The 24,290-nt window shown below is 65.4% G+C and carries 24 protein-coding genes and 1 tRNA gene; 14 read left to right on the forward strand and 11 right to left on the reverse strand.

The features are described from left to right. Window positions 1–17 precede the first annotated feature (17 nt). The 7 genes from ASE13_RS15445 to ASE13_RS15475 all read right to left on the reverse strand — a co-directional run bounded on the left by ASE13_RS15445 (window position 18) and on the right by ASE13_RS15475 (window position 3,579). Window positions 18–608 (reverse strand): alpha/beta hydrolase, encoded by a 591-nt coding sequence (locus ASE13_RS15445; protein ID WP_162254704.1) that lies wholly within the window; start codon window positions 606–608, stop codon window positions 18–20. A gap of 101 nt (window positions 609–709) precedes the next feature. Continuing rightward, complete coding sequence (locus ASE13_RS15450; protein ID WP_056618018.1) at window positions 710–1,135, reverse strand: OsmC family protein; 426 nt, start codon at window positions 1,133–1,135, stop codon at window positions 710–712. Between the two features lie 60 nt (window positions 1,136–1,195). Further along, window positions 1,196–1,600, reverse strand: coding sequence for a glycine zipper 2TM domain-containing protein (locus ASE13_RS15455; protein ID WP_200955751.1), 405 nt, complete (start codon window positions 1,598–1,600; stop codon window positions 1,196–1,198). A 72-nt stretch (window positions 1,601–1,672) separates the two neighbouring features. After that, complete coding sequence (locus ASE13_RS15460) at window positions 1,673–2,047, reverse strand: hypothetical protein (protein WP_056618020.1); 375 nt, start codon at window positions 2,045–2,047, stop codon at window positions 1,673–1,675. A gap of 58 nt (window positions 2,048–2,105) precedes the next feature. Next, window positions 2,106–2,591, reverse strand: a complete 486-nt coding sequence (locus tag ASE13_RS15465; protein WP_082596899.1) for a MarR family transcriptional regulator — start codon at window positions 2,589–2,591, stop codon at window positions 2,106–2,108. Window positions 2,592–2,708: 117 nt separating this feature from the next. Beyond that, window positions 2,709–3,077: a DUF3140 domain-containing protein gene (locus ASE13_RS15470; RefSeq protein WP_056618026.1), complete on the reverse strand. Its 369-nt coding sequence runs from the start codon at window positions 3,075–3,077 to the stop codon at window positions 2,709–2,711. A gap of 40 nt (window positions 3,078–3,117) precedes the next feature. Further along, complete coding sequence (locus tag ASE13_RS15475; protein ID WP_056618029.1) at window positions 3,118–3,579, reverse strand: lysozyme; 462 nt, start codon at window positions 3,577–3,579, stop codon at window positions 3,118–3,120. Window positions 3,580–3,704: 125 nt separating this feature from the next. On the opposite strand from ASE13_RS15475, the gene ASE13_RS15480 reads away from it, so the two are divergent. Then, the gene (locus tag ASE13_RS15480) at window positions 3,705–4,442 is read left to right on the forward strand and encodes a TlyA family RNA methyltransferase (RefSeq protein WP_056618031.1); all 738 of its coding nucleotides are present in this window, start codon (window positions 3,705–3,707) and stop codon (window positions 4,440–4,442) included. Window positions 4,443–4,608: 166 nt separating this feature from the next. Here ASE13_RS15480 and ASE13_RS15485 read toward each other — a convergent pair whose 3' ends face one another. Continuing rightward, window positions 4,609–5,001: a GFA family protein gene (locus tag ASE13_RS15485; RefSeq protein ID WP_056618033.1), complete on the reverse strand. Its 393-nt coding sequence runs from the start codon at window positions 4,999–5,001 to the stop codon at window positions 4,609–4,611. 130 nt (window positions 5,002–5,131) lie between these two features. On the opposite strand from ASE13_RS15485, the gene ASE13_RS15490 reads away from it, so the two are divergent. From ASE13_RS15490 to ASE13_RS15510, 5 genes are all read left to right on the forward strand, one after another. Further along, on the forward strand, window positions 5,132–5,689 hold the full coding sequence (locus tag ASE13_RS15490) for a TspO/MBR family protein (RefSeq protein WP_056618036.1): 558 nt from the start codon (window positions 5,132–5,134) through the stop codon (window positions 5,687–5,689). A 21-nt stretch (window positions 5,690–5,710) separates the two neighbouring features. Further along, entirely contained in the window at window positions 5,711–6,004 is a 294-nt protein-coding gene (locus ASE13_RS15495; RefSeq protein ID WP_056618039.1) for an accessory factor UbiK family protein, read from the forward strand. 121 nt (window positions 6,005–6,125) lie between these two features. After that, window positions 6,126–6,629 carry a YbjN domain-containing protein gene (locus ASE13_RS15500; protein WP_056618042.1) on the forward strand — a complete coding sequence of 168 codons (504 nt, stop codon included), beginning with the start codon at window positions 6,126–6,128 and terminating at the stop codon, window positions 6,627–6,629. Further along, window positions 6,626–7,417, forward strand: a complete 792-nt coding sequence (locus ASE13_RS15505; RefSeq protein WP_268801305.1) for a pyrroline-5-carboxylate reductase family protein — start codon at window positions 6,626–6,628, stop codon at window positions 7,415–7,417. The genes ASE13_RS15500 and ASE13_RS15505 overlap by 4 nt, the downstream gene beginning before the upstream one ends. A 229-nt stretch (window positions 7,418–7,646) precedes the next feature. Then, window positions 7,647–8,267, forward strand: a complete 621-nt coding sequence (locus ASE13_RS15510) for a hemerythrin domain-containing protein (RefSeq protein ID WP_056618045.1) — start codon at window positions 7,647–7,649, stop codon at window positions 8,265–8,267. 9 nt (window positions 8,268–8,276) lie between these two features. On the opposite strand, the gene ASE13_RS15515 is transcribed toward ASE13_RS15510, so the two are convergent. After that, complete coding sequence (locus ASE13_RS15515; RefSeq protein WP_056618946.1) at window positions 8,277–8,756, reverse strand: MarR family transcriptional regulator; 480 nt, start codon at window positions 8,754–8,756, stop codon at window positions 8,277–8,279. An 80-nt stretch (window positions 8,757–8,836) separates the two neighbouring features. Here ASE13_RS15515 and ASE13_RS15520 point away from each other — a divergent pair, with 80 nt between their 5' ends. From ASE13_RS15520 to ASE13_RS15530, 3 genes are all read left to right on the forward strand, one after another. Then, window positions 8,837–9,934: a branched-chain amino acid aminotransferase gene (locus ASE13_RS15520; RefSeq protein WP_056618949.1), complete on the forward strand. Its 1,098-nt coding sequence runs from the start codon at window positions 8,837–8,839 to the stop codon at window positions 9,932–9,934. A 23-nt stretch (window positions 9,935–9,957) separates the two neighbouring features. Beyond that, a tRNA-Gln gene (locus ASE13_RS15525) sits at window positions 9,958–10,032 on the forward strand. 279 nt (window positions 10,033–10,311) lie between these two features. Then, window positions 10,312–10,848: a DUF1697 domain-containing protein gene (locus ASE13_RS15530; RefSeq protein ID WP_056618048.1), complete on the forward strand. Its 537-nt coding sequence runs from the start codon at window positions 10,312–10,314 to the stop codon at window positions 10,846–10,848. Between the two features lie 83 nt (window positions 10,849–10,931). Here ASE13_RS15530 and ASE13_RS15535 read toward each other — a convergent pair whose 3' ends face one another. Continuing rightward, window positions 10,932–13,748 (reverse strand): TonB-dependent receptor, encoded by a 2,817-nt coding sequence (locus tag ASE13_RS15535; protein WP_056618051.1) that lies wholly within the window; start codon window positions 13,746–13,748, stop codon window positions 10,932–10,934. Between the two features lie 539 nt (window positions 13,749–14,287). Here ASE13_RS15535 and ASE13_RS15540 point away from each other — a divergent pair. Continuing rightward, window positions 14,288–16,597 carry an MHYT domain-containing protein gene (locus ASE13_RS15540; RefSeq protein ID WP_056618053.1) on the forward strand — a complete coding sequence of 770 codons (2,310 nt, stop codon included), beginning with the start codon at window positions 14,288–14,290 and terminating at the stop codon, window positions 16,595–16,597. A gap of 7 nt (window positions 16,598–16,604) precedes the next feature. Here ASE13_RS15540 and ASE13_RS15545 read toward each other — a convergent pair whose 3' ends face one another. Next, window positions 16,605–17,582: an arginase family protein gene (locus tag ASE13_RS15545; protein WP_200955752.1), complete on the reverse strand. Its 978-nt coding sequence runs from the start codon at window positions 17,580–17,582 to the stop codon at window positions 16,605–16,607. A 65-nt stretch (window positions 17,583–17,647) separates the two neighbouring features. Between ASE13_RS15545 and ASE13_RS15550 the strand changes: the two genes are divergently transcribed. From ASE13_RS15550 to ASE13_RS15565, 4 genes are all read left to right on the forward strand, one after another. Next, window positions 17,648–18,265 carry an RNA polymerase sigma factor gene (locus ASE13_RS15550; RefSeq protein WP_235537011.1) on the forward strand — a complete coding sequence of 206 codons (618 nt, stop codon included), beginning with the start codon at window positions 17,648–17,650 and terminating at the stop codon, window positions 18,263–18,265. Beyond that, window positions 18,234–19,214 carry a FecR family protein gene (locus ASE13_RS15555; protein ID WP_056618061.1) on the forward strand — a complete coding sequence of 327 codons (981 nt, stop codon included), beginning with the start codon at window positions 18,234–18,236 and terminating at the stop codon, window positions 19,212–19,214. The genes ASE13_RS15550 and ASE13_RS15555 overlap by 32 nt, the downstream gene beginning before the upstream one ends. Before the next feature lie 88 nt (window positions 19,215–19,302). Then, window positions 19,303–22,545 (forward strand): TonB-dependent receptor domain-containing protein, encoded by a 3,243-nt coding sequence (locus ASE13_RS15560; RefSeq protein ID WP_056618064.1) that lies wholly within the window; start codon window positions 19,303–19,305, stop codon window positions 22,543–22,545. Next, window positions 22,545–24,176, forward strand: a complete 1,632-nt coding sequence (locus ASE13_RS15565) for an alkaline phosphatase D family protein (RefSeq protein ID WP_056618066.1) — start codon at window positions 22,545–22,547, stop codon at window positions 24,174–24,176. The genes ASE13_RS15560 and ASE13_RS15565 overlap by 1 nt, the downstream gene beginning before the upstream one ends. The last annotated feature ends 114 nt before the right edge of the window (window positions 24,177–24,290 follow it).

Here is a 24,290-nt window from a genome sequence, read left to right on the forward strand (position 1 = left end):
CCGCAGCAGGCACCGCCTCAGCGGATCGGGCGCACCCGGCCCATCAGCGTCGTCGCAGTGCGCACTTCGCGGGCGACCACGCCGGCGGTGAAGCGTTCGATCACGCCGCGGGTGCGCCGCATCGGGCGGGCGTCGCTGCTCCGCGCGGTCGCCACCAGCCCGCTGCCCCAATTGTCCGCCAGCGCGCGGACCCGCGCTGCCAGCATCGATCGCCGGTCCTCGCTTCCCAGCACGATCGATGGGAAGGGGAGCGGCGTGCGCGGTGAGGCGAAGGTATCGAGCAAGGTCTCGACGCTCTCGCCCTGCTCGTCGATCGGCTCGAAGAACAAGGCGCCCGCGACGCGCGAGACATAGGAAGCCGGGGACAACCGCGCCCACCACGCCGTCGCGAAGCAGCTCGCGCCCTCGGCGATCAGCAGCACCGCGCCGTCCGCGCGCGTCACCGCCGCGTCGAGCTTCGCTGCGAGCAGGTTGCGCTCCGATTGCGTACCCGCGCGATAGGGGATGTGCTCCCGCGACGGCCCGGCGAACAGGTGGCGCCACGGCGCGCCGGCAGCACCCGATATTTCGACGAGCGACAGGTTCGCGGGAAGAGATAGCGCAGGCACCATGGCGCACTCCATCAACTGTGCAAACGATCCTAATCCGATCCGGCGATTCCCGCCAGCGGATTCCCAGTCATCGGGTAGAGATTGAGCGCAAAAGCCGCTCAGGCCAGCGTATGGCTGAGCGTGATCTCGGCCTTGAGCAGCTTCGAGATCGGGCAATTGGCCTTGGCCCCGGCGGCGAGCTCGTCGAACTGATCGGGCGAGATGCCCGGCACTTCGGCCTTGAGCGTCAGGTCCGACCGCGTGACCGCGAAGCCGTCGCCCTGTTGCTCGAGCTTTACCGCGGCAGTCGTCTCGAGGCTGCCTTCGCTGAATCCTGCCCTTGCCAACGCGAAGCTCAGCGCCATGGTGAAGCATCCGGCATGCGCCGCCGCGATCAGCTCCTCGGGGTTGGTGCCCTTCTCGTCGCCGAATCGCGTATTGTAGCTGTAGGGCGTCGCCTCAAGCACGCCCGAGGGCGTGTCGAGCTGACCTTTGCCGTCCTTGCCGAAACCCTGGTAGCGAGCGGTCGCGGTACGAGTCGTCATGAATTCCCCCTCGAATGGATGATGGGACGCGGCGACAGCGTGCCGCCGCGTCCCGGATTGTCAACGGCAGCGGACTTCGTTCTTGTCGATCGCCGAGCCTGCTGCGGCGCCGGCCGCCGCGCCGAGCACCGTGCCGAGCAGCTCCGATCCGCCCGGCGCGATGATGTTGCCCAGCACGCCGCCGGCGACGCCGCCGACGATCAGCCCGGTCGTCCCGTCCGAGCGGCGGCAATAATAACGCCCGTCGCGGCCGCGATAGACGCGGTCCTGCCGCGACAGGCGGCGTTCGCGATAGCTGCGGTCGTCGCGATAATAACGGTCGGCATAATAGCCGCCGTACGAGGGATCGGGCCGGTTCCAGTCATAGCTGCGATAGCCGCCGTCATAGCTCGAAGTGCCGTAACCCGTGTCCGCACAGCCGGCGAGCGTGCCCGCGGCCAGCAATCCCAACAACATGGTGCGCATATCTACTCTCCCATGAAGATGTCTAAGGAGAGGGAATGCGCGGCGGCGGGGAAAGTTGCGCCGGTGTGCCGATCAGGAGGGCGCGGCGTCGAGCCGTTCGTTCGCGCGCGCCTCGCCTTTTACCAGGGTCGGCGCCGCCGCGCCGGCCAGCGCGGGGCGGAATGCGTCGCGCTCATTGTCGGGGATCGCCGCCGTCGGATCCGGACGAAAGGCATGGATCGCGCGATCCTCCGGGCCGGGATGCGCGTCGCCCATCAGGTCGGTGGGCACATGGCCTGCATCCCCGACGCGCCTGCCGAGCTTCATTATGCCGAATGCCGCGGCGGCGATCGCGCCCACCACCGCTCCGATCGACAGCGTGCCGAGCGCGATCGCCTTCGCATCGGGCCCGGTCTTCGCCTTGCGCTGCCGTGTCCGCGTCGTCTTCGTTTTGCGCGTATCTGCCATCTCGCTTCCCTTTCCGGTCCGCGGTTTCAACGGCGATGTCGGGGCGGTGTTCCGCTCCCTAGGCCTCGGCCTGCAGCCGCGCGATGATCTCGCGCACCCGTCCCAGCGCCTCGGGCTCGCCGTCCACCCAGAAGCGGCGTTTGTCGGCGGGATCGGGAGTCCGGGTGAGCAGGCCGAGCGTCTCGAGCCGCTCCACGTGGCGCAGCGCCGTAGTCGTCGGCACACCCGAGGCATGGCACAGCCCCGAAACCGAGACCGCACGCCGCTCGTCGGCTGCCACAACCAGATCGAGCAGCATGTCCCAGGCGGGATCGCGGAACACCGGCTTGCCGAGCACCTCGTTCCGGCGGAGGCGGATCGCGCGCATTCCCGCCGCGAACTGCGTGACCGATTTATAGGATGGCTTGTTCAGCCCCGCCGCGACCGAATCCTGGAGGAACGCGATTGCCGCATCGGCGTCCCCTCCGCGTTGTGCGGTGATCGCCTCGACCAGCTGCATCAGCCGAAGCAACTGTTCCCTGGAAAGTGCGACGCGCGCGCCCATCGCCGATGCCCCTTCGGTGGTTGCGGGAGTGGCTGTGGCGAAGGGGGCGAGGCGTGGCAAGCAAATGAGAGACTTAATGGACAGGAAACTGTGGATGGCGCTGAGGCGATGTTTCTGTCAGGTTTCCGTAGCGTCACCTGGCCAGTCCTTTAGCGGATCATGGCCCCAGTTCATCAAGGAATAACGCCAGCGCGAACCCGGAATCCGGTGTTCCTCGCGCGGTCCCTGCGCCAGATGCCGGCGCAGGAAACCCACTACCTTGCGCATATGGGCATAGTCGCCGCCGTCGAGCGCCGCTGTGGGCGTGCGCAGGATCTCGACGATCCGTCGACCCGAGGCATGACCCACGCTCTCTCCGCCGTCGCGCTTGAAGCCGACCGCGCGGCTCTCTTCGGTCTCCAGCCACGCCTCGATCTCGGCGGGTGCCATGTTCACCGCCTCGTGGAAGCGCGCATGGACCTGTGCATGATCGTCCCGTTTCGTCATGGATGGGCGAAGCGCCGAAGAATGCGAAACGTTCCCCGCTTCAATCGCCGTAGAGCGCCGCCTCGGCCGTGCGCCTCTTGGTCAGGCCGGGCAGCACCTTGCCCGCCGCCTTGTTCCATCGGCCGAATTGCTGTTGCGCGCCGGCAAAGTCGCCCGCTTTGTGGAGCCGCAGCAAGGTGCTGTTCGCCAGGTTCGTCACCCCGACATTATAGGCGAAGCTCACCATCGCATCGAACTGATTCTGGCTGGTCGGCACTCCGCCGATCGCGGCGGAAACCTTCGCTGCAAAGCTGGCGACGTCCTTCGCCAGCCGGTCGTCGCATTGCTGCTGCGTCCAGATCACGCCGGGCTTCACGTCCGCGCCCGTGGTTCCCCAACCGATCGTCCACGGATCGCCACCCGTTCCCGGATCTGGATAGGCGATGAACCTGCCGTCCGCCCGTTTCTTCGCGCAGCCCTCGAATCGCCGCACCAGCGCGGTGCACGCGGAACCTGGTGTCATCGGAACCTCCCCCGAAGTCGATGTCCATGAAGCGGATCGACTGTGCCCCACCTGCCGCAGCCTGGCCATGAACGTTGCATCCGGAGTGGTTGCACAGCAAGAGAGGGGACGCCTAAAGGCGGCGGATGGCCAAGCAGCGCGCCGATCAGATGCTCGTCGACCGGGGGCTCGCCGAGAGCCGCACCCGCGCGCAGGCCCTGATCATGGCCGGCCTGGTCTTCGCGGGCGATCGCAAGGTCGACAAATCAGGGCAGCAATTCGCCGACGACGTGGTGCTCGACGTGCGGGGCCGTGATCATCCCTGGGTTTCGCGCGGCGGGATCAAGCTGGCACACGCGCTCGACCATTTCGGGTGGGATGTCGCGCAAACGGTCGCGATCGACGTCGGCTCGTCGACCGGCGGCTTCACCGACGTCCTGCTCACCCGCGGCGCGGCGCGCGTCTATGCGGTCGACAGCGGCACCAACCAGCTCGCCTGGAAACTGCGCCAGGATCCGCGCGTGATCGTCCACGAACAGACCAGCGCGCGCGTGCTCACCGAAGCGCATATCCCGGAGCCGGTGGACATCATCGTCTGCGACGCCAGCTTCATCGGCCTCGCCAAGGTGCTCGAGACGCCCTTCCGCTTCGCCAAGCCGCACGCGCGCCTCGCGGCGCTTATCAAGCCGCAGTTCGAGGCGGGGCGCGGGGAAGTGGGCAAGGGCGGGGTGGTGCGCGATCCGGCGGTGCACGAGCGTGTTTGCCGCGAAGTGTCCGAATGGGTGGCCGGGCAGGGTTGGCGGGTGCTTGGGATCACCCAGAGTCCGATCACCGGGCCCGAAGGCAATGTCGAATTCCTGATCGGGGCCGAGCGGGGCGGCTGATCGCAGAAATCTCTGATCCTCCCCGGCACGGGGAGGGGAACCAGCCGCAGGCTGGTGGAGGGGGCTCTCCACCGGCGAAACTCTTTGAGGCACACCCCCTCCACCACCGCCTTCGGCGGCGGTCCCCCTCCCCGTGCCGGGGAGGATCGGGGATGTGAGCCAACACCTATTTCTCAAACCGCCCGTCGGTTTCCCTATCCCGCGCATAATGCCGCACCAGCGGGAAGGGCGGCAGCCACGCCTCGCGGCGGATGGTCCAGTTCTCATAGGTGGGCATGTATTGGTCCGGAGCATCGAGTGCCCCAAGATGCACTTCGATCTCGTCCTCAAAGCGCGCGAAGACCGACGAGCCGCAGCGGGGGCAGAAATGCCGGCCGCGATAATCGCGGGTCTCGCCTTCGATCGTCACTGCGTCCTGCGGGAATATCGCCGCGGCGAAGAAGAGCGCGCCGTGATGCTTGCGGCAGTCGAGACAATGGCAGAGCCCGACGCGGTAAGGCGCGCCCGATGCCGTGATCCGAACGTCGCCGCACAGGCAGCCTCCGGTAATCTGATTCATGCCATGCCTCCTGCGTCCCGGGCCGGGCACATTTACATGACGATCGCATCTTTGCGACTGCGCAGACATTGGACTAGGGGATCGTTCCGGGGACGATGCGTGTTCACGCGTCGTAAGAGGAGGAACCGGGTTGAGAGAGATCGCGTCCAGGGGGCAGTTGCGTCTCGCTTATTTTCGCTGGGCCGTGGTCACGGTCCCGCTCATGCTGTTGCTGGGGCTGGGTGCGGGCAGGCTGGCGCCGAGCGGCGACGCGAATCCCTGGTTCGCCCAACTCGCCAAGCCCGACATTATGCCGCCCGGCTGGGCATTCGCCGCCGCCTGGAGCATCCTCTACGTTCTGATGGGCCTGGCGCTGGCGATGGTGATCAACGCGCGCGGATCGCGCGGCCGCGGCCTCGCGTTGCTCGTCTTCGTCGTCCAGCTCGCGATCAACCTCGCCTGGACTCCGGTGTTCTTCGGGCTGCACAAGGTCGATACCGCGTTGCTGATGATCGGTGCATTGGTCGCACTGGCGCTGCTCACCCTCCTGCTTTTCTGGCGCATCCGGAAGGTCGCGGGGGCGCTGCTGCTGCCTTATTTCGCCTGGCTCTGCTTCGCCTTCGTGCTGCTCTGGCAGATCCACGCGCTCAATCCGAACGCCGGGTCCCTTGTACCTTCGCGCTCGGCTGACCAAATTGAGATCCGTTGAAGTTCGTTTAGGAAGCTCGAAATGCAGACCGACAACCGCCTGTTCGACGATTTCGTCAAGTTCGTGAACGGTGCGGCAGGCACCGTCGCCGGCATGGCGCGCGAGGCCGAGGGCGCGACGCGGGAACGTGCGCGCGAATGGCTCGGCGGACTCGATTTCGTGTCGCGTGAGGAATTCGACGCTGTGAAGGCGATGGCAGTCGCCGCGCGGGACGAGAATGATGCGCTCAAGGCGCGTATCGAAGCACTCGAGGCGCAGTTCGGCGGCGCGGCCAAGCCCGCCCGCGCGCCCAAGACCCCGAAGTCAGACGCTTGAACCAACCGGTTAACGACTGCTTGTCCACAGCTTTTCGACAGGGTTGCGCACCGCGCGCTTGTGCCGCGGGAGCACGATTGGCAGGATTCGCCTCAGCCAATCCCGGCATGTGGAGGTAAGGATGTTGGACGAGGCCGAATACGACCGCGACGACGCCGCGCCTATCGACATGCTCGAGAGCTATTTCGCGGCCCACAACTGGACTTTTGAGCGCGAAGACGACGAAATCGTCGCCAAGTTCAAGGGCAGCTGGACCGAATATGAGCTGCGCGCGATCTGGCGCGAGGACGACGGCGTCCTCCAGTTCCTGGCTTTCCCCGACATCCGCGTCGCCGACGAGCGCCGCGCCGCGGTCTACGAGACGATCGGGCTGGTCAACGAGCAGCTCTGGATCGGCCATTTCGAGCTCTGGTCTGCGAGTGGCATCCTGCTCTTCCGGCATGCCGCGCTGATCGACGGCGCGGGCGAGCCGACGCTGACGCTCAACCAGGCCGAATTGCTGGTCGAGAGCGCGATCGACGAGTGCGAGCGCTTCTACCCGGTGTTCCAGTTCGTATTGTGGGGCGGCAAGAGCCCCACCGAGGCGATCGCCGCCGCGCTGATCGAGACGCAGGGCGAGGCGTGAGCACACCGGAGCCGCTGCGGCTCTGGCTGGTCGGCTGCGGCAATATGGCTGGGGCGATGCTCCGCCGCTGGATCGAAAGCGGCCTGGTCGCGCCTGGGAACGTCTTCGTCGTCAATCGCCACGATCGCGAACTCCCCGCCGGCGTCCGCCAGGGCAGGGTCTTTCCCGACGAAGCCGCACCGGACTTCATCCAGCTCGGCATGAAGCCGCAGCAACTGGATGATGTCGTTTCCCTCATTCCGTCAGGGGGGGGCGTGCCCCTCATCTCGATCCTCGCCGGAGCCGAGGTCGCGACGCTGAGGGAGCGTTTCCCCGGCCACCCGATCGTCCGCGCCATGCCCAATCTTCCCGTCGCGCTCGGCAAGGGCGTCGTCGGGCTTCACGGAGACCGCATCCCGGGCGTTGGCGCGCTGATGGCGCCGCTCGGCCTCGTCGAATGGATCCACGACGAGGGCCTGTTCGAAGCCGTCACGACGCTGTCGGGCTGCGGCCCTGCCTTCGTCTATCGCTTCATCGACGCGCTCGCCGAAGCGGGCGCGGCGCTGGGTCTCGATTCCGGTCAGGCGCAGCGTCTCGCGATCGCGACGGTGGAGGGCTCGGGCCTGCTCGCCGCACAGGCCGATGTCGCGCCCGGCATTCTCGCCGATCGCGTCGCCAGCCCCGGGGGCTCGACGCGTCAGGGCCTCAACGTGCTCGACCGCGATGACGCGCTCAAAAGGCTGCTCCGCGAGACCCTCGCTGCCTCCCAGCGTCGCAACGCCGAAATGGCCGCCGAGGCGCGCCGCTGATATCCGCGAGGAAAGCATTTTCCTACAAGCGCATTTTATGCCACTACCGATGTTCGCTCTTTGATCCCGTTGAGATTGCCTCGGTTCAGCTGCGCAACATCCGTACAGGCTTATGTAATTTAATTGCCGATTCGCCGTGCAAACCGTGAAGTTCGAGCGCGCGAATCCAACACGGAACGCCGGCCTTCCCGATTTGTTGTGCTTCCGACTCACATCAACGGAGGCGGTAATGGCGACGACCACGGCCACGCGTGACAGCAAGGGACGTTTCAAGGGCAGCTCTTCGACGAAGAGCAATGAGGGCCGGTCGAGCAATCTCGGCATGGTCGCCGGCGCAGTGGCGGGCGGCGCTGCGCTCGGCATCCTCGCCATGTTCGGCCGCAAGGCCGCGGTCCAGGCACCCACCGCCCTCGCCGGCAATTGGGACGAGGCGCTTGTGGTCGAGCATCAGGCCACGCTCAAGGTGTTCGATGCGATCGAGGCGACCGACGAGCACAACACCGTCAAGCGCTCGATGCTGCTCTCGCACCTCAAGCATGCGCTGCTCAAGCATGCGGTGGAGGAAGAGAATGTCATCTACCCTGCGCTCCGTGAGATCGGCCAGCGCGATGCCGCCGATGCCCTCACCAAGGAGCATGGCTATGTGAAGCAGTATCTCTACGAGCTGGAGAACACGCCTACGGCCTCGCCCGACTGGATCGCCAAGGTCCGCGAGTTCCGCGCCGACATCGAGAAGCACATGCAGGAAGAGGAGATGCACCTCTTCCCGATGCTCCGCGCCCAGCTGTCCGAGGAAAAGAACAAGGCGCTGACGCTGACGATGAACAAGGAGGGCTTCAAGGTCGCCTGAGCGCGCTGCTCAGCGCCCCGAGACGCTGCTCCGGTCGCTTTCGGGCACCAGCCCTTCGAGCACCGCCCAGAAGCCGCCGACCGCACCTTGGCCGGCACTCGAATAGGCGGTGGACATCTTCTCGCGCAGCGCGTCGAACAATTCGCTTTCGAGCGCCGCGCCTGCAGGCGTCAGCCGCAGCAGCCGCTGCCGCCGGTCGCGCTCGCCGGTACGGGTCTCGACCATGCCGCGATCGGCGAGTTCGCCCAGCACCCGGCCGAGCGACTGCTTGGTGATCCCCAGGATCGAAAGCAGCGCACTCACCGTCAGGTCGGGCTGGCGCGCGATGAAATAGAGCGCGCGATGGTGCGCGCGCCCCAGCCCCTGCTTGGCTAGGCCCGCATCGATCGAGCGCGTCAGATTGGCATAGCCGAAATAGAGCAGCTCGATGCCGCGGCGGATCTCGGGCTCGCGGAGAAACAGCGGAGAGGCAGGAATTGGGGCAGCCATGTTGACCATTCTAGCCTCGCAGCCTAGTCGTCCGCAAGTCGATCCGGCCAGACTCGGCCGGTGCTCTCGGGAAGGGTATGATGGAAGACGCGACGATCCTGGATTTCGAGTTCGAGGCGCATGCGAATCCGGTGGCCGTGGCCGACCGCGCGGCGCTCCTTGCCAATCCCGGCTTCGGCAAGATCTTCACCGATCACATGGCGGTGATCCATTACTCCGCCGACAAAGGCTGGCACGGTGCGCGGATCGAGCCGCGCCGTCCGATCCAGCTCGATCCCGCCTGCGCCGTGCTCCATTATGCGCAGGAGATCTTCGAGGGTCTCAAGGCCTATCGCATGCCCGACGGCGGCGCGACCCTGTTCCGCGCGGACGCCAATGCCCGCCGCTTCGCCGAATCGGCGCAGCGCATGGCGATGCCGCCGCTGCCCGAGGAACTGTTCCTCGCCTCGATCCGCGAGCTGGTCAGCATCGACCGTGACTGGATCCCGGAGGGCGAGGGCGCCTCGCTTTATCTGCGCCCCTTCATGTTCGCGAGCGAGACCTTTCTCGGCGTGCGGCCTGCGCAGGAATATCTCTATCTGGTGATCGCCTCCCCGGCGGGTGCCTATTTCAAAGGCGGCGCGCCGTCGGTGACCTTGTGGGTCTCCGAACATTACACCCGCGCCGCACCCGGCGGCACCGGTGCAGCGAAGTGCGGCGGCAATTATGCCGCCAGCCTCGTCGCCCAGGCCGAAGCGATCGGCCATGCGTGCGATCAGGTCGTCTTCCTCGATGCGGCGGAGAATCGCTATGTCGAGGAATTGGGCGGCATGAACGTCTTCTTCGTGTTCGACGACGGCTCGATCCAGACCCCGCCGCTGACCGGCACGATCCTGCCCGGCATCACCCGCGAATCGCTGCTGACGCTCGCGCGCGACGCCGGCATCACGGTGCGCGAGGAGCGCTACAGCCTCGAGGAGTGGCAGGCCGATGCCGCCAGCGGGCGGCTGCGCGAGGCGTTTGCCTGCGGTACTGCCGCGGTGGTCACGCCGATCGGCCGGGTGCGCGGCCGCGGCTTCGATTTCGCCATCGGAAACGGCGGTCCGGGCATGCTCACCGAGCAACTCCGGGCGCAGCTCGTCGCGATCCAGCGCGGAACCGCGCCCGATCCGCACGGCTGGGTTGAACGGCTCCTCTGAGGCCCTATAAGCCCGCTTCCCGTTGGGGCGTCGCCAAGTGGTAAGGCACCGGTTTTTGGTACCGGCATTCGCAGGTTCGAATCCTGCCGCCCCAGCCAGGAATTATAAATCCTGCAAAAACAACTTGTTGCACCAATTTTCTTGCCCCGTGTGGGGCGGGTCTGTGGGGCAGGTTTTATGACTGGCGCAGCCGAGTAGGGAGGCGGTTCGACCAGCAGCTCTCGCACTCTCTTCAAACGATCCGGACAGAATCACGAGCGATGCGGTTTTCGACAGCTTGCCCGTACCGAGGGGGCCGGACAAAACGGGAGCTCGTTCCCTTTCCGGCCCTCCGCCGATACACTGCGGGGCTAGCGATCTGGACGAAGGAAAGTCTCATGAACTGCTTCGTCGCCCTGATCCGGGCCATCGGCCCTTCAACCCATGCGAAGATGTCGATGCGGGATTTGACCGAAGCCTGCCGGCGCGCCGGCCTTGTCGAGGCGAGAAGTTGGATCACCACCGGGAATCTCGTACTGGCAACGACGGGGACGGCGGAGGATGCGGAGGCGATGGTGGGCGAAGCGTTGAGAAGCTTCGGACTCGGCAATGAGGTTGTGATTCGCACTTCGGACGAACTCGCCGCCATTGTCGCCGCAAATCCGTTCCCGGAGGCCGTGCTCGACCGCGCGCACGAAATGGCGGTATGCTTCGTCAAGAGTGCCGGCCGCGGATTCGACGGCCTCGATCGCCATTCAGGGCGCGAACGGCTCGCCCGTGTCGGCATTGATCTGGTGGTGGACTATGCCGGGCAGATGTCGAGATCAAAGCTACTGCCTTCCGCGATCGAACGTCGTACGGGCGCCCGCCTTACCTTCCGAAACTGGAACACTCTCATCCGTCTAGCGAGGATGGCCGCTGAAGTTCGCGCCTAGTCAGGCAGCCAAAGTAGCGCACGCGCCGCCGCCGCATTGGCGGCGACGCGGAGCATGTCGTGGTTCCGGCGGAGGACCGACGATCAATAGGTCGCCCGCAGCGAAAGCCCGAAGCGACGATCGTTGAGCTGATATTGCAGCGGCGCCGCGGGCGTGCCGATGTAGAGCACGTTCATCCGGTTGTTGATGTTCACCGCGTCGATCGACACCGCGAGATGCTTGTTGAGGTCGAAGCTCAGAGACGCATCGAGCGAGGCATAAGGCCGGGCATATTGCGGAATGCCGTTCGCGCCGCTGCCCGTCGTCTGGTCGAGATAGCTCGAGCGCCAGCTCCATGCGACGCGCGCGGTGACCGGGCCCTTCTCGTACAGCCCGACGATATTATAGCTGTGCTTGGACAGTTTCTCGAGCGGCACCTGTTGCGGGATGTTCGATCCCGGGGTCGCGAAGGGATTGGAGACGCTGCTGTCGACATAGGTGTAATTAGCCTGGATGCCGAGGCCGCTCAGCAGTCCGGGCAGGAAATCGAAGAACTGCTGATAGCTGATCTCGGCCCCCTTCACTTCGCCGTCGCCCGAATTGACCGTGGTGCTCACGTCATAGGCGGTGCCGTTATAGCTTCCGACGGTGGTGCCGCTGGCGAGGAACCCCTTCACCTTCTTGTAGAACAGGCCGCCCGTGAGCGATCCGGCCGGTGCGAAATACCATTCCGCGGTCAGGTCGAAATTATCCGATTCGATCGGGCGGAGGCGCGGATTGCCCGAGCTCGCGCTCGGTCGTCCGGTGACCGGATTGACCTGGTTGGGGTTGTTGAGCGTGAGATTGGTCGAGAGCTGGTCGAAATTGGGCCGCGCCAGGCCCTTCGAATATGCGAAGCGCATCTGAAACGCGTCGCTGAAGCGCGCGCGGAGATTGAAGCTGGGCAGTGCGCGCGCGTAATTGTTGTCGATCGCGATCGGGGTCGTGGTGCCGTCCGGATTGAACTGGGTGCCGCGCGACGTCGTCTTGGTCCGCACCAGGCGGACGCCGGCGCCGCCGTCGACCCGGATGCCGCCGAGTTCGAAGGCATAATCGGCGACTGCCCAGGAAGTGAAGGTCTTCTCGGTCTGTCGGTTGAGGTCGCCGGGCGCGAAGGCGTCCTTGGTCTGCGCGCCGAGCAGCGCATAGAGCGCCTTGGTCTGCGCCCACACGCCGTCGCCCGCCGGAAAGGCCGGGTAGAGCAGGCCGCCCTTCACGGTATTGCCGTCGAACCAATTGTCCGAAGGGCCCGGCATCGAGAGCACAGGATTTTGCGACAGCGGGACGAGCGGCGTCCCCGCCGGCGCCGAGCAGCTTGGATCCGCACCCAGCGAGGTCACGCAGACGCCGTGCCACGTTCCGCGCAGGTCGATGTTGCTGTCGGCATAGCGCAGGCCGCCGCGCAGCTTGGACAGGAAGCCCCCGCCGACGTCATATTCGAGGTTATAGGCCAGAGCGAGCGTGTCGGCGTCGTTCCGCTGGAGCGAGTCCGCGATGTAGGGCGTGGTGTAATTGGCCGGATTGTTGAGCAAAGCGGGGTCGCGCACGTCCCAGCGCGGATATTTGCCGGTAAGGTCGAAATCCACGATCGTGCTGTGCGGCGTGGTGAGGCCGGTCTGCCCCGATTGGGTGTAGAGCGATAGCACATGGCCGTTGCGATCGGCATTGTAATAGGATTTCAGATACTGGCCGTCGAAATTCATCTTGATGCGATCGCTCGCCTGCCAGTCCAGGTTCAGCGTGTAGTTCTGGCTCGCGCTCCACAGCTCCTGATCGTAGCGGCCGGTCTCGAAGGTCTGGTTGCGCAGTGAACCCTTGGTCGCATAGCCCTCGTCGTTGAACTCGAAGGTCCCACCGGGCAGCGGATCGGTGCCGTAGCTCGTCACGTTGCCGGCGGCGTCGCGGACATTGGTGCGGTTGTTATAGTCGTAATAATAAGCGCCGGTGCGGTTGAACCAATATTTGGTGCCCTGATATTGCGCGGTCAGGAGCACATCGTCGCTCGCCTGCCATTGCAGCGCGGCGGCGACGCCCAGGCGCTTGCGGTCGCCGGTATCGTCATAGATCTCGAAGCCGTAGGGAACCTGCGCGTTCGCCGGCGCGCCGGTGATCGATCCGGGCGCGACGGTGTCGAACGGGCCGGCCAGAAGGCCGTCCTGGCGATACTGGCTCTTGCTGTACACGGCGTTCAGCAGCACGCCGATCTCGCCGATCCCGGTATCGAAGCGGTTGCTGTAGAGCGCCGATACCGCGCCGCCGAACTTGTCGACCCGGTCGTAGTAATTGCCGCGTATCGTGGCGCTGATCACCTGGCCCGGTGAATCGAACGGCCTGCGCGTGCGCAGGTTCACCGCGCCGCCGACACCGCCCTCGATGATGTTGGCGGGGGCGTTCTTGTAGACGTCGATGCCGGCCAGCAATTCGGGTGGGATGCCTTCGAGGTCGAAGGCGCGGCCGCCCGATGCCGAATAGACTGCGCGTCCGTCGAGGAAGTTCTGCACTTGGGTCAGGCCGCGAACGGTGACCGCGGGCTGGGTGCGATGGTCGAAATCGGTGGCGCCTTCGCCATAGCGGCGCTGGATCTGCACGCCGGGGATGCGCTGGAGCGCTTCGGTGGTGTTGGCGTCGGGAAGCTTGCCGATGTCCTGTGCCTGGACCGAATCGACCACCTGATCGGCGTCGCGCTTGATCGCCTGTGCCGAGCGGATGCTCTCGCGCACGCCGGTGACGACGATTTCGCCGGGAGCCTCGGCAGCCTCCGCCTGGCCCGCGCCTTGCGCGGCGTTCGGCTGGGCGGCCTCTTGCGCGGCCGCCGCCGTGCCGAATCCCACCGTCGCCATTGCGACGATCGAGCCGCCAACCAGGAATTTGTACGCCCGCATGCCATCCTCCTCAACTGGGTCCGACTTTGTGTCGGATCGGATAAGTCTGACTATTGCCTGACGATTCCGATTAATATGACAAGTGGGAAAATCATTAGCCGTTCTCGTTTCGCGGCGAGCTGATTCCGCGGCTTCCGTGGGCGATGAAGGAACCTGTCCCTGTCGGGCACGGACCGCGATCGGATCCAGATACGCGCGCACGTGCCCCGCGCACGAAGTTCTTGGCCTCGATTAGTCAGACAAACTTAGTTTGCCTGTTGGTGAAAGCAGCTCGCAACATCCGTAGCGCAGCCGAGCGCCAAAAAACTGTCTTCTCAAGCGATCTGAATGGATCCCTGCAGCAGACATCGGGCAGCGCGACTGGGGTGGAGGTGGACGAGTGCTGGCGGCGACTCGTGCAACGATGCTCTCATCTGCCCATGCGCCCAATGAGAACACAGGATTGTCGCGGGAGCACGCGGTCAAAGTTGAAATGGGATTGCAGGTTAAGGATTTACGATTAGCGTGGCCCTGTATCCGCCGCGCAAGGCATAATTCGAATGGTCATGACTGGCTCGCACGATCCAGTGCTCGTCGCGATCTCGATCTCGATCGCCGTCGCGGCTTCATACACTGCGCTGGATCTTGCCGGCCGTATCCGCGCGTCGGAAGGCTGGCTGCGCCGCGTCTGGCTCGTGACTGCGGCAATCGCGATGGGCGGCGGCATCTGGGCGATGCACTTCGTCGCGATGCTTGCCTTCAGCATGCCCGGAATGGAGGTCGGCTATGACGTCGAGCTGACGATCGCGTCACTGCTCGTCGCGATCGTCGTCACCGGCGCCGGATTCGTGGTGATGGGCCGCTCGCGCGGCGCGCTCGCGCCTCTGCTCGTCGCCGGCGTGTTCATGGGTCTCGGGATCGTCGCGATGCACTATATCGGCATGGCGGCGATGCAGATGCCGACTGCGCTCAGCTATGATCGTCTGTGGTTGGCGATCTCCGTGCTGATAGCAGTCGGCGCAGCGACGGCGGCGCTCTGGCTCGCTTCGCGCGAGAGCCATCATTTCGAGCGCTTCGGCGCGGCCGCCCTGATGGGCGCGGCGATTGCCGGGATGCACTTTGCCGGAATGCGCGCGGCGATATTCACCATGGTGCCGGGTTCCGGCATGACGCGCGGCACCGCGAGCGTGAACCAGTCGACGCTGGCGATCGGCGTGTCGACGGCCGCGTTCCTCATCCTGTTCCTGTCGCTGATCGCAGCGATGTTCGATCGGCGATTTGCCTTGCTCGTACAGCGTGAGGCGAACGCGCTTCGTCAGAGCGAGGAACGCTTCCGGTCGCTCTACAAGGGGACGCCGCTGCCGCTCCACGCGCTCGATCGCTTCGGGCTTATCGAGCATGTCAGCGACGCCTGGCTCGACCTCATGGGCTATGCGCGTGAGGAGGTTATCGGCCGCCCATTCATCAACTTCCTGACCGAGGCGTCGGCACGCCAGTTCCTGCAGGACTGGCCCGAACTATTGCGCCAGGGCTCGCTCGGACCATGCGAGTATCGGGCGGTCACCAGGGATGGGGCATTCCTCGACCTGGTGTCTGCCGCGAAAGTGGAGCGCGATTCTGCGGATGAGCTCCTTCACGTCGTCGGCGGCCTGACCGATGTGACCGGGCGCAGGCGCGCGGAGGAGGCGTTGCGGCAGGCTCAGAAGCTCGAGACGATGGGCCAGCTCACCGGCGGCATCGCGCACGATTTCAACAATCTGCTTGCCGTCATCCTCGGCAACCTCGAGTTGCTCCGCAAGCGCCTGCCAGAGGATCCCCAGGCCTTGCGGCTGCTGGAGAGCGCCTATCAGGGCGCGGAGCGGGGCGCTTCGCTCACGCAACGATTGCTGGCCTTCGCGCGACGGCAGGATCTGCGACCGCAACCGGTCGACATCCCGGAACTCGTCCGGGGCATGACGAACCTGCTGCAGCGTTCGCTCGGTCCGCGCGTGCAAGTCGAGACGCATTTTCCGCTCGGGCTTCCGCTCGCCCGAGTCGACGCACACCAATTGGAGATGGCGCTCCTGAACCTCGCAGTGAACGCGCGCGATGCCATGCCGGATGGCGGTGACGTGGATATCTCGGCGTCCGAAGTGCTCCTCGCAGATGGGGAGGTCGATGACTTGCATGCCGGGCGCTATGTCCGACTGACCTTTGCGGATACCGGCGCGGGCATGGACGAGGAGACGCTGGCGCGCGCGGCGGACCCGTTCTTCACGACCAAGGAGGTCGGACAGGGCACTGGGCTGGGGCTGTCGATGGTGCAAGGCCTTGCCGCGCAATCGGGCGGGTGGCTTGCGCTTCGCAGCGTCGTCGGCCAGGGCACGACCGCCGAACTCTATCTGCCGTTCGCCGAGCGCCCGGTTCGGCGGAAGCCCGAGCCTGCCCGCCCCGAGGAAGCGCCAACGAAGTTGCCGGCAATGACCATCCTGGTGGTCGACGACGATCCGCTCGTGCTGGCCAACACGGCTGCAATGCTCGAGGATCTGGGCGTCACCGTCATGATGGCGAGCTCCGGAGGCGGGGCGCTTGCGGAGGTGCAGCGTGGTGGCATCGATCTGGTCGTCGCGGACCAGCTGATGCCCCAGATGACCGGTCTCGAGCTGGCCGGGGCGATCCGGAAGGACTATCCGGAGCTGCCTCTGTTGCTCGTCACCGGTTTTGCCGATCTCGACCGTGATGCGATCAAGGACATCCATGTGCTTGCGAAGCCGTTTACGCAGGAGGCACTCGCGCGGGCCGTCCGAATGGTGAAGGTCTCGGCCTCCGTCATCCCGATCAACCAGCCACGGACCAGAGCGTCTGCTGGCGATAACGATTCCGGGATCTAGATCGCCGTTACGGCGAATGCGCGCCGAGCGCGGCGGAGAGCACGTCTACGAGAGAGCGGCCGGCAGTGCCATCGGGATCGAGGCGTGGATTATAAATGGTCACTTCGAGGCCGACCGCCTTGCCGCTGTCCAGCGCCGCCGGGAGAACGGAAATCAGATCGCCCGGCGACAGCCCGTCCGGCAGTCGGAAATCGACCGCGGGCATGACTGCGTCGTCGAGCACATCTGCATCGAGATGGATGAAGAAACCGTCGAGCCCGGCGCGGGTCAGAGGGGCGATGGCGCTGCCGGCGGCAATCTCCACGCCCAGGCGGCGTATGGTATCGAGATCATATGCCGGCATCTCGTGCGGCAAGGATTGGCTGCCGAACTTCGCCTGATCCTCCTGATCGCGAAAACCGAATGCGACGACATCCTCGGGTCGGACGATCGGCCGGCAACCTTCGAGGTCCGTAATCAGCGTCGGTCCGGATCCGGTCACGAATGCGAGGTCCATCGAAGCGCCTTCGCCACGCGGCTCGGCCTCGGGCTGGAAGAAGTCGGCATTGCCATCGATGAACAATAGGCCGAAGCGTCCGCGCCGCCGCAAGGCCAGCATCGTGCCGAGAATGATCGTGCAATCACCGCCGAGGACGATGGGGAAGTCCCCGGAATCGAGCACCGCCTCGACCGCGTCGGCGAGTTTGGGCGACCATTGCGCAAGTGCGTGGGCATTCAGCGTCAGCGTCTCCGGATCCCGCGTCGGGGTCTTTGGTGGCACGGCAAGGCATCCGGCCCGCCGCGCGCCGATACGATCTGCAAGGCCCAATTCCAGCAGACGCTCCGGTAGCGCCTCCACGCCGTCGCCGGTCAGGCCGAGCGTCGAGGGAGCCTCGATTATCGCATGGGAGCGGGGCATCACAACCTCCTGCCTATCCGCATCCAAGCTGCGACCAGCCACAAGGTTCCGGCTCGCGCACCTCCGCAGTGCGCTGAACCGCAGCATTTCCGAAGCCTGTGTGTCACAATCGCCCTCTAGGCATCGCCTCGAATCAAAGCGGGGCGATGTCCGTGAGCGGGTCAGGGATCAACGGCAGCGACAGGGAAAGGGCGCGCTGGCTGCTGCGCAACATCCTGCCGCATGAGCCGGCGCTCCGTGGCTGGCTTTCGCGGCGCGCGCTGCCGGGGCTCGATGCCGACGACATCATCCAGGAAGCCTATACCATCCTCGCCGAGCTCGAGACTGTCGATACCATATATTATCCGCGCGCCTATCTGTTCCAGGTCGCGCGCTCGGTCATCACGCGCCATGTCCGCCGCACCCGGATCGTCCCGATCCACGCTGTCGACGATCTCGAACGGTTCGATCCTCCCGACGATGCGGCCTCGCCCGAACAGCACGCGATCGACCGGGATGAGCTGCGCCAGCTCGCCCGCGCGATCGCGGCGATGCCGCTCAAGACTCGCGAGGCTTTCATTCTCCGCCGCGTCGAAGGCTTGCCACAGCGCGAGATCGCAGCGCAGATGGGCATATCGGAGAATACGGTCGAAACGCATATTTCACGAGGCATCCGATTCTTGATTGATTGGTTCGGGCGTGGCGGAAAGGCATCGCCCCAAACCTCTAGGCAGATGGAACCGGAGATTGCCGCGTTAGATGGCCGAGCGAGAAACCAGTCGAGACATTGATCAGGCGGCGTCCGAATGGACGGCGCGACTGGATCGTGGGCCGCTGACCCTGGAACAAGACGCAGCATTCCAGGCATGGCTGCAGGGTGATCCCCGCAGCAAGGGCGCGTTGCTGCGCGCGCAGGCGCTGTCGATGATGAGCGAGTCCGCGCAGGCGCTCGGGCCCGATTTCGATCCCGCTGCCTTCGAGGAGCCTAAACAGTCGCCCCCGGGCATCTCCCGCCGCAAGACGCTGATGTGGGCGGGCGGGGCGGTGGCTGCCTCCACTCTGGTGGCGCTTGGGCTCAACATCCCTCCGGCGGGGGCAGTGATCAGCACCGGGCGGGGCGAAATTCGCCTGGTGCCGCTCAAGGACGGCTCGACCGTGCTGCTGAACACCGCGAGCCGCATCCGGATCAAGGATGATGCGGAAGCACGCCGCGTCACCTTGCTCGAGGGCGAGGCCTATTTCTCGGTGGCGCGCGATCCGCGGCCCTTCACCGTCGAAGTCGATGGACGCTGGCTGCGAACGACGCAGGCGGGATTCCGCGTCCGCAAGCTCGGCGGGAGTCCCGTCGACGTGCTGGTGGATCGGGGGCAGGTCGATCTTGCGGCGTCGAACCGGGTCGATGTGGCGCTCGGCGCCAATACGCGGCTGCTCCTGTCCGACGATCCATCCCAACAGCCGCAACTGATCGCGCCGGAGATAGTCTCGCGCGAGCTTTCGTGGCGTGAGGGGAAGCTGGCTTTCGAGGGCGAAACGCTGAGCCAAGCAGCGGAAACCTTCGCGCGCTACAGCGACATCCGCATCCAGATCCGCGATCCCGAGCTCGCGCGCGAGCCGGTGACCGGGCTGTTCGCTGCCAATGATCCCGTCGGGTTCAGCCGTGCCATTGCGCGCGTATTCGATGCGACGCTCGAACAGCAAGGCGACGACGTCATCCTCACTCGAACTGCTGCGGCGCAGTAAAATTTTTCCGAACCATTAGCGGAACCATCCAGGCGAGGGCTCTCAACCGCGAACGTCGCGAACAGCGCGACACTGTGGGGGTCCGCCAATGCATTCTCGTCATATCCTCGGCTGCGGCGTTGCCGTGGTTGCGCTCGCGGTCGCCGTGCCGGCCTGTGCGCAGGAGCGCATCTTCGACATTCCGGCGCAGCCGGCGGTCCGTGCGATCCCGGAGCTCGCGCGTCAGGCGCAGGTGCAGATCGTTGCGCCGGCCCGCGACCTGCAGGGGATTTCGACGCCTGCGGTCAAAGGCCGGATGGACGTCCGCACGGCGCTTCGCCGTCTGATCGCCGGCACGCCGCTGCGGATCGACACCGACGATGGCCAGATCATCACACTGCGTTCTTCTTCCGGTGCATCGACGGGAGCCGGGCAGGTACAGCGCGCCGGTACCGGCAGCGTGCGCGGCCGCGTCTTCAACACCGCGACCGGCGAATATGTCCGCAATGCTGAGGTCCGCGTCGAGGGCACGACGATCGGTGCGTTTTCCGATGACGATGGCGACTTTCGGCTGACCGGCGTGCCCGCCGGCGAAATGACCGTCGTGGTCCGCTATACCGGTCTGGAGGAGGCACGTGCCGTCGCCAATGTCGTCGCCGGCGAGGTCGCGACGCTCGACATCCAGCTGCAGGCGCTGTCGGACACTGCCGAGCCAGCCGGCGTCAACGAGCTGGTGGTCACTGCGATCCGCTCGGGCCAGGCCAGCGCGATCATGGAGCGCCGCGCCGCGCCGAACGCCAAGAACGTCGTCGCCGCCGACAATTTCGGCGCGCTCACCATGGGTGACGTCGGCGAGTTCATGAAGAACATGCCGGGCATCTCGCTCGATTATACCGAGGTGGACGCCACCGCGGTGCGCATCGGCGGGCTCGACCCCAAATATTCGACCTTCACCACCGACGGTGCCCGCATGGCGACGGCGACCTCGAACAACAATAACGGCCGCCAGAATTCGTTCGAGCAGATGTCGATCACCGGGATCGACTCGATCGAGCTCAACAACACGCTGACCGCGAGCATGGATGCCGATTCCCCGGGCGGCAACATCAACCTGCGCAGCAAATACGCCTTCCAGCGCAAGGGCCGCTTGCTGCGCTTCCAGCTGGGCGGCGTGGGCACCTCGGATTCGGGCCTGTCCTCGGCTTATTTCCCCGACGACAAGAAGCATGCGCGAATCTATCCCTCGGCGCAGATCGGTTACGCCGACGTCTTCCTGGACGGCACGCTCGGCGTGGCGTTCAATGCGAGCTACAACGCCAATTACGTCCAGCAGGACCGCATCCAGACCGACTGGTCGTATCTCGCGAACGGCCGGGTGATACCCTATCAGGTGATGTGGCGCCCGGGCCCGAAATTCACGCACCGCGAGGCGGCCAACCTCAGCGTCGACTATAAGGCCAGCGACAAGCTCACCCTCTCGCTGCGCAGCAATTACTCGTTCTACGACGTCGAATATTTCAACCAATACACCTTCCTGATCTTCGGAACGACGACGACGTCGCGCACCACCGCGGACTCGACGCCGACCCACATCGTGGTCAATCCGAACGGCACCAACACCCGGCTGCACACCCAATATTCGCACCGTTATGCCGGCACCCCGGCATGGCTGGTCGCGCCCAAGATCGAATATAAGGACGACAGCTTCGAGGCAGTGCTGCGCGGCAGCTATTCGAGCTCCGAGTTCAACTTCCGCGACAACAGCAAGGGCTTCTTCCAGCGCACCGATAGCTGGCTGACCCGGATCGGCTTCACGATGGACCGCCCCTCGACGGATTCCAACGAATGGACGCTGACCCAGACCGCGGGCCGTCCCTGGGGCGATCCAACCAGCTTCAACCGCGACGACGATATCGGCAACAACATCCGCACGTCCGAATCCAATGCCGTGAACGAGATGTACGGCGGCAATCTCGACCTGAAGAAGAAGTTCGACGTCGCCGGCGTGCCGTTCACGCTGCTGGGCGGCGGCGGGGTGCGCCGGAACGACTGGCGCACCAATGAAGGGTCGTTCAACCAGTTCCAATATGTCGGCCCCACCGGCGACCTTACCCAGAAGGCCCCCGAAGCGGTGATCCCCTGGACGCAGAACTACCAATTCCAGATGCTCGGCTTCGACGCCGGCAACATGAACGCGCAGAACTGGCGTGCCGACAGCAACTATGCGACCTACGACATCTTCAAGGCGCACCCGGAATATTTCGTCCCCGACACGGTGGGCAATCTGAAGCGCGACCTCGACAACAACAAGCGCGTCACGGAAGACGTCTTCGCCGGCTATTTCGAGGTGCGGGCGCGCACGGGCCGGGCGCGGTTCGATCTCGGCCTGCGCTACGAGAAGACCAAGACCGGCGCGAAGGTCGCCAATATCCGCCCAGTCAAGGACGTCACTGCGGCCGGCCTCTCGGTCAGCACGGTCGAGGGGCTGCTCTACCAGTATAATGGGGGCACCTATTCGACGCGGCGCGGCGAGTATGACGACTGGTTCCTGAGCGGCGGGATCAAGTACGACTTCACCGACAATCTGGTCGGCCAGTTCGCCTACAGCCAGTCGATCCTCCGGCCGGATTACGGCAATCTCGGCGGCGTCGTCTCGGTCAATGACGACACCCAGATCGTCAGCGTGCCGAACACGCTGCTCAAGCCCGAGCATTCGACCAAATATTTCGCCGGGCTGCAATATTTCCTCGAGCCCTCCGGCGTGGTCGGCGTCTCCTATTACCGGCTCGACATCAAGGACATGCAGGTCACCGGCATCACCGTCGATCCGGAGGATGTCGGCTACAGTTCGGGCGACTATCCCGGCTACATCTTCCGCAGCGCGCAGAACGCGCCGGGGATCAGCACCAACGAAGGCGTGATCTTCGAATACGACCAGCAGTTCAGCTTCCTGCCCGGCGCGCTCAAGGGCTTCGGCATGCGCGCCTCGCTGACGATGATCGACCCCGATGGCGAGCGGGTGAACATGCCCAAAAAGGCGGCGAACTGGGGCTTCCGCTACAGCCACAGCGGGTTCGATCTCCAACTCACCGGCAACTGGCAGGACAAATACCGCACCAGCGCGCTGAGCAACACGCCCACCACCGCCAACAACGGCATCCTTTACCACGCCCCGCGCGAGCTGTGGAACCTCAGCGCCAGCTACAAGATCGACAAGAATTTCGAAGTGATGCTGGCGGGGCGCAACATCTTCAACGCGCCCGACGTGATCTATTCGAACGTCCCTGGCCGGGTGCAGCAATACACGATCTACGGATCGATGTGGAACCTCGGGATCAAGGGCACTTTCTGATGGCACTCAATATCGATCGCCGCAGTCTCATCGTCGGCGCAGGTCTCGGGCTGGGCGCGCTCGTGCTGCCCGCGGGCAGGGGCCTCGCGCAGCAGATCCTTGGCGCGAAGGGCTTCACGCACAATGTGGCGAGCGGCGAGCCCGGCCCCGACTCCATGCTGCTATGGACGCGCTACGTGCCCGCAGTGGGTGACAATGCGATCCGGCTCGACGCCGAGGTGGCGCTCGATCGGGATTTCACCCGGCCGATATCGGGCGGCAGCGTGCAAACCGGTCCGTGGCGCGACTGGACCGCGAAGATCACCGTGGACGGGCTGAAGCCGGGAACCGTCTATTGGTACCGCTTCGTCGCGCCGGACGGCAGCAAGTCGCCGGTGGGGCGCACCAAGACGCTGCCGGTGGGCGATGCCGGCCGCTTCGGGCTGGGCGTCTTCTCCTGCTCGAACCTGCCGTACGGCTGGTTCAACGCCTATGCCCACGCCGCCGCGCGATCCGATCTCGATCTTTGGCTGCATGTCGGCGACTATATCTACGAATATGGCACGCCGGCAGCGACCGACCTGCGGGTGCTGAACGAGCGCACGCTAGCGCCGGGGCACGAGATCCTCGCCATCGCAGACTACCGCATGCGTTATGCCTGTTACCGCGCGGATCCCGATCTCCAGCGCCTGCACCAGATGGCGCCGATGGTGGCGTTCTGGGACGATCATGAATCGAGCAACGACAGCTGGGAAGGCGGCGCGCAGAACCACCAGCCGGCGAAGGAAGGCGATTGGAACCTGCGCCGCGCCGCCGCGATGCAGGTCTATCGCGAATGGCTGCCGGTATCGGACGAGCCGTGGAAGGCCTATCCGATCGGCACGCTCGCGACGCTCTATCGCACCGAATCCCGTTTGCTCGGGCGCACCCGGCCGGCCGATATCGATGCCGCCTACAGAGCGAGCGATTCCGACGCCGCGCTCAAGGCGTTCCGCGACGGCATCTGGCACGATCCCTCGGCGACGATGCTCGGCTCGACCCAGGAGAGCTGGCTGGCGCATGCGTTCAAGGCCAATGCGCGCTCCACCGCCTGGCAGTTGGTCGGCATGGCGACGATCATCGGTCGCACCGTGATGCCCCAGGACGCGGTGAGCTGGCTGCGCCCCGACACGAGTGAGAAGAGCGTCGCCAGCTTCCGGAACAACGCCCGCGCCGGCAAGCTCGGCCTGCCGATGTGGATGGACCGCTGGGACGGCTATCCGGCGGCGCGTTCGCGGCTGCTCGAGGCGGCGCAGCAGGCCGACGCGAACCTCGTGATGCTCTCCGGCGACAGCCACAACGCCTGGGCGTACGCACTGGTGGAGGACGGTCGACCCGCCGGCGTCGAGTTCGCCGGCCACGCCGTCACCTCCCAGGGCATGGAGGGCAGCATGGCGGCCGATCCCGCGACGGTCGCGCAAGGCTTCATTGCCGCCAATCCCGAGCTCAAATGGGCGGACACCAGCCGGCGCGGGTACATGATGATCGAAGTCACGCCGCAGCGCGTTACCGGCGAATGGCTGTTCCTGCAGACGATCAAGGCGCGCAGCACCAGCATTGCGGGGTCGCACCGCATGCAGGTCGAGCGCGGGCGGAAGGTTTTCGCGAGCTAGGTCGGATACAACTCGTTTGGAGCTGTTCCCCGGCGAAGGCCGGGGCCCAGTTTCGATGGGCTTGAGACGGCATCCCGTCCTCGTCGGCGACTCTCGACTGGGCCCCGGCCTCCG

This window comes from Sphingomonas sp. Root241, from assembly GCF_001428865.1.
Taxonomy (GTDB): domain Bacteria; phylum Pseudomonadota; class Alphaproteobacteria; order Sphingomonadales; family Sphingomonadaceae; genus Sphingomonas.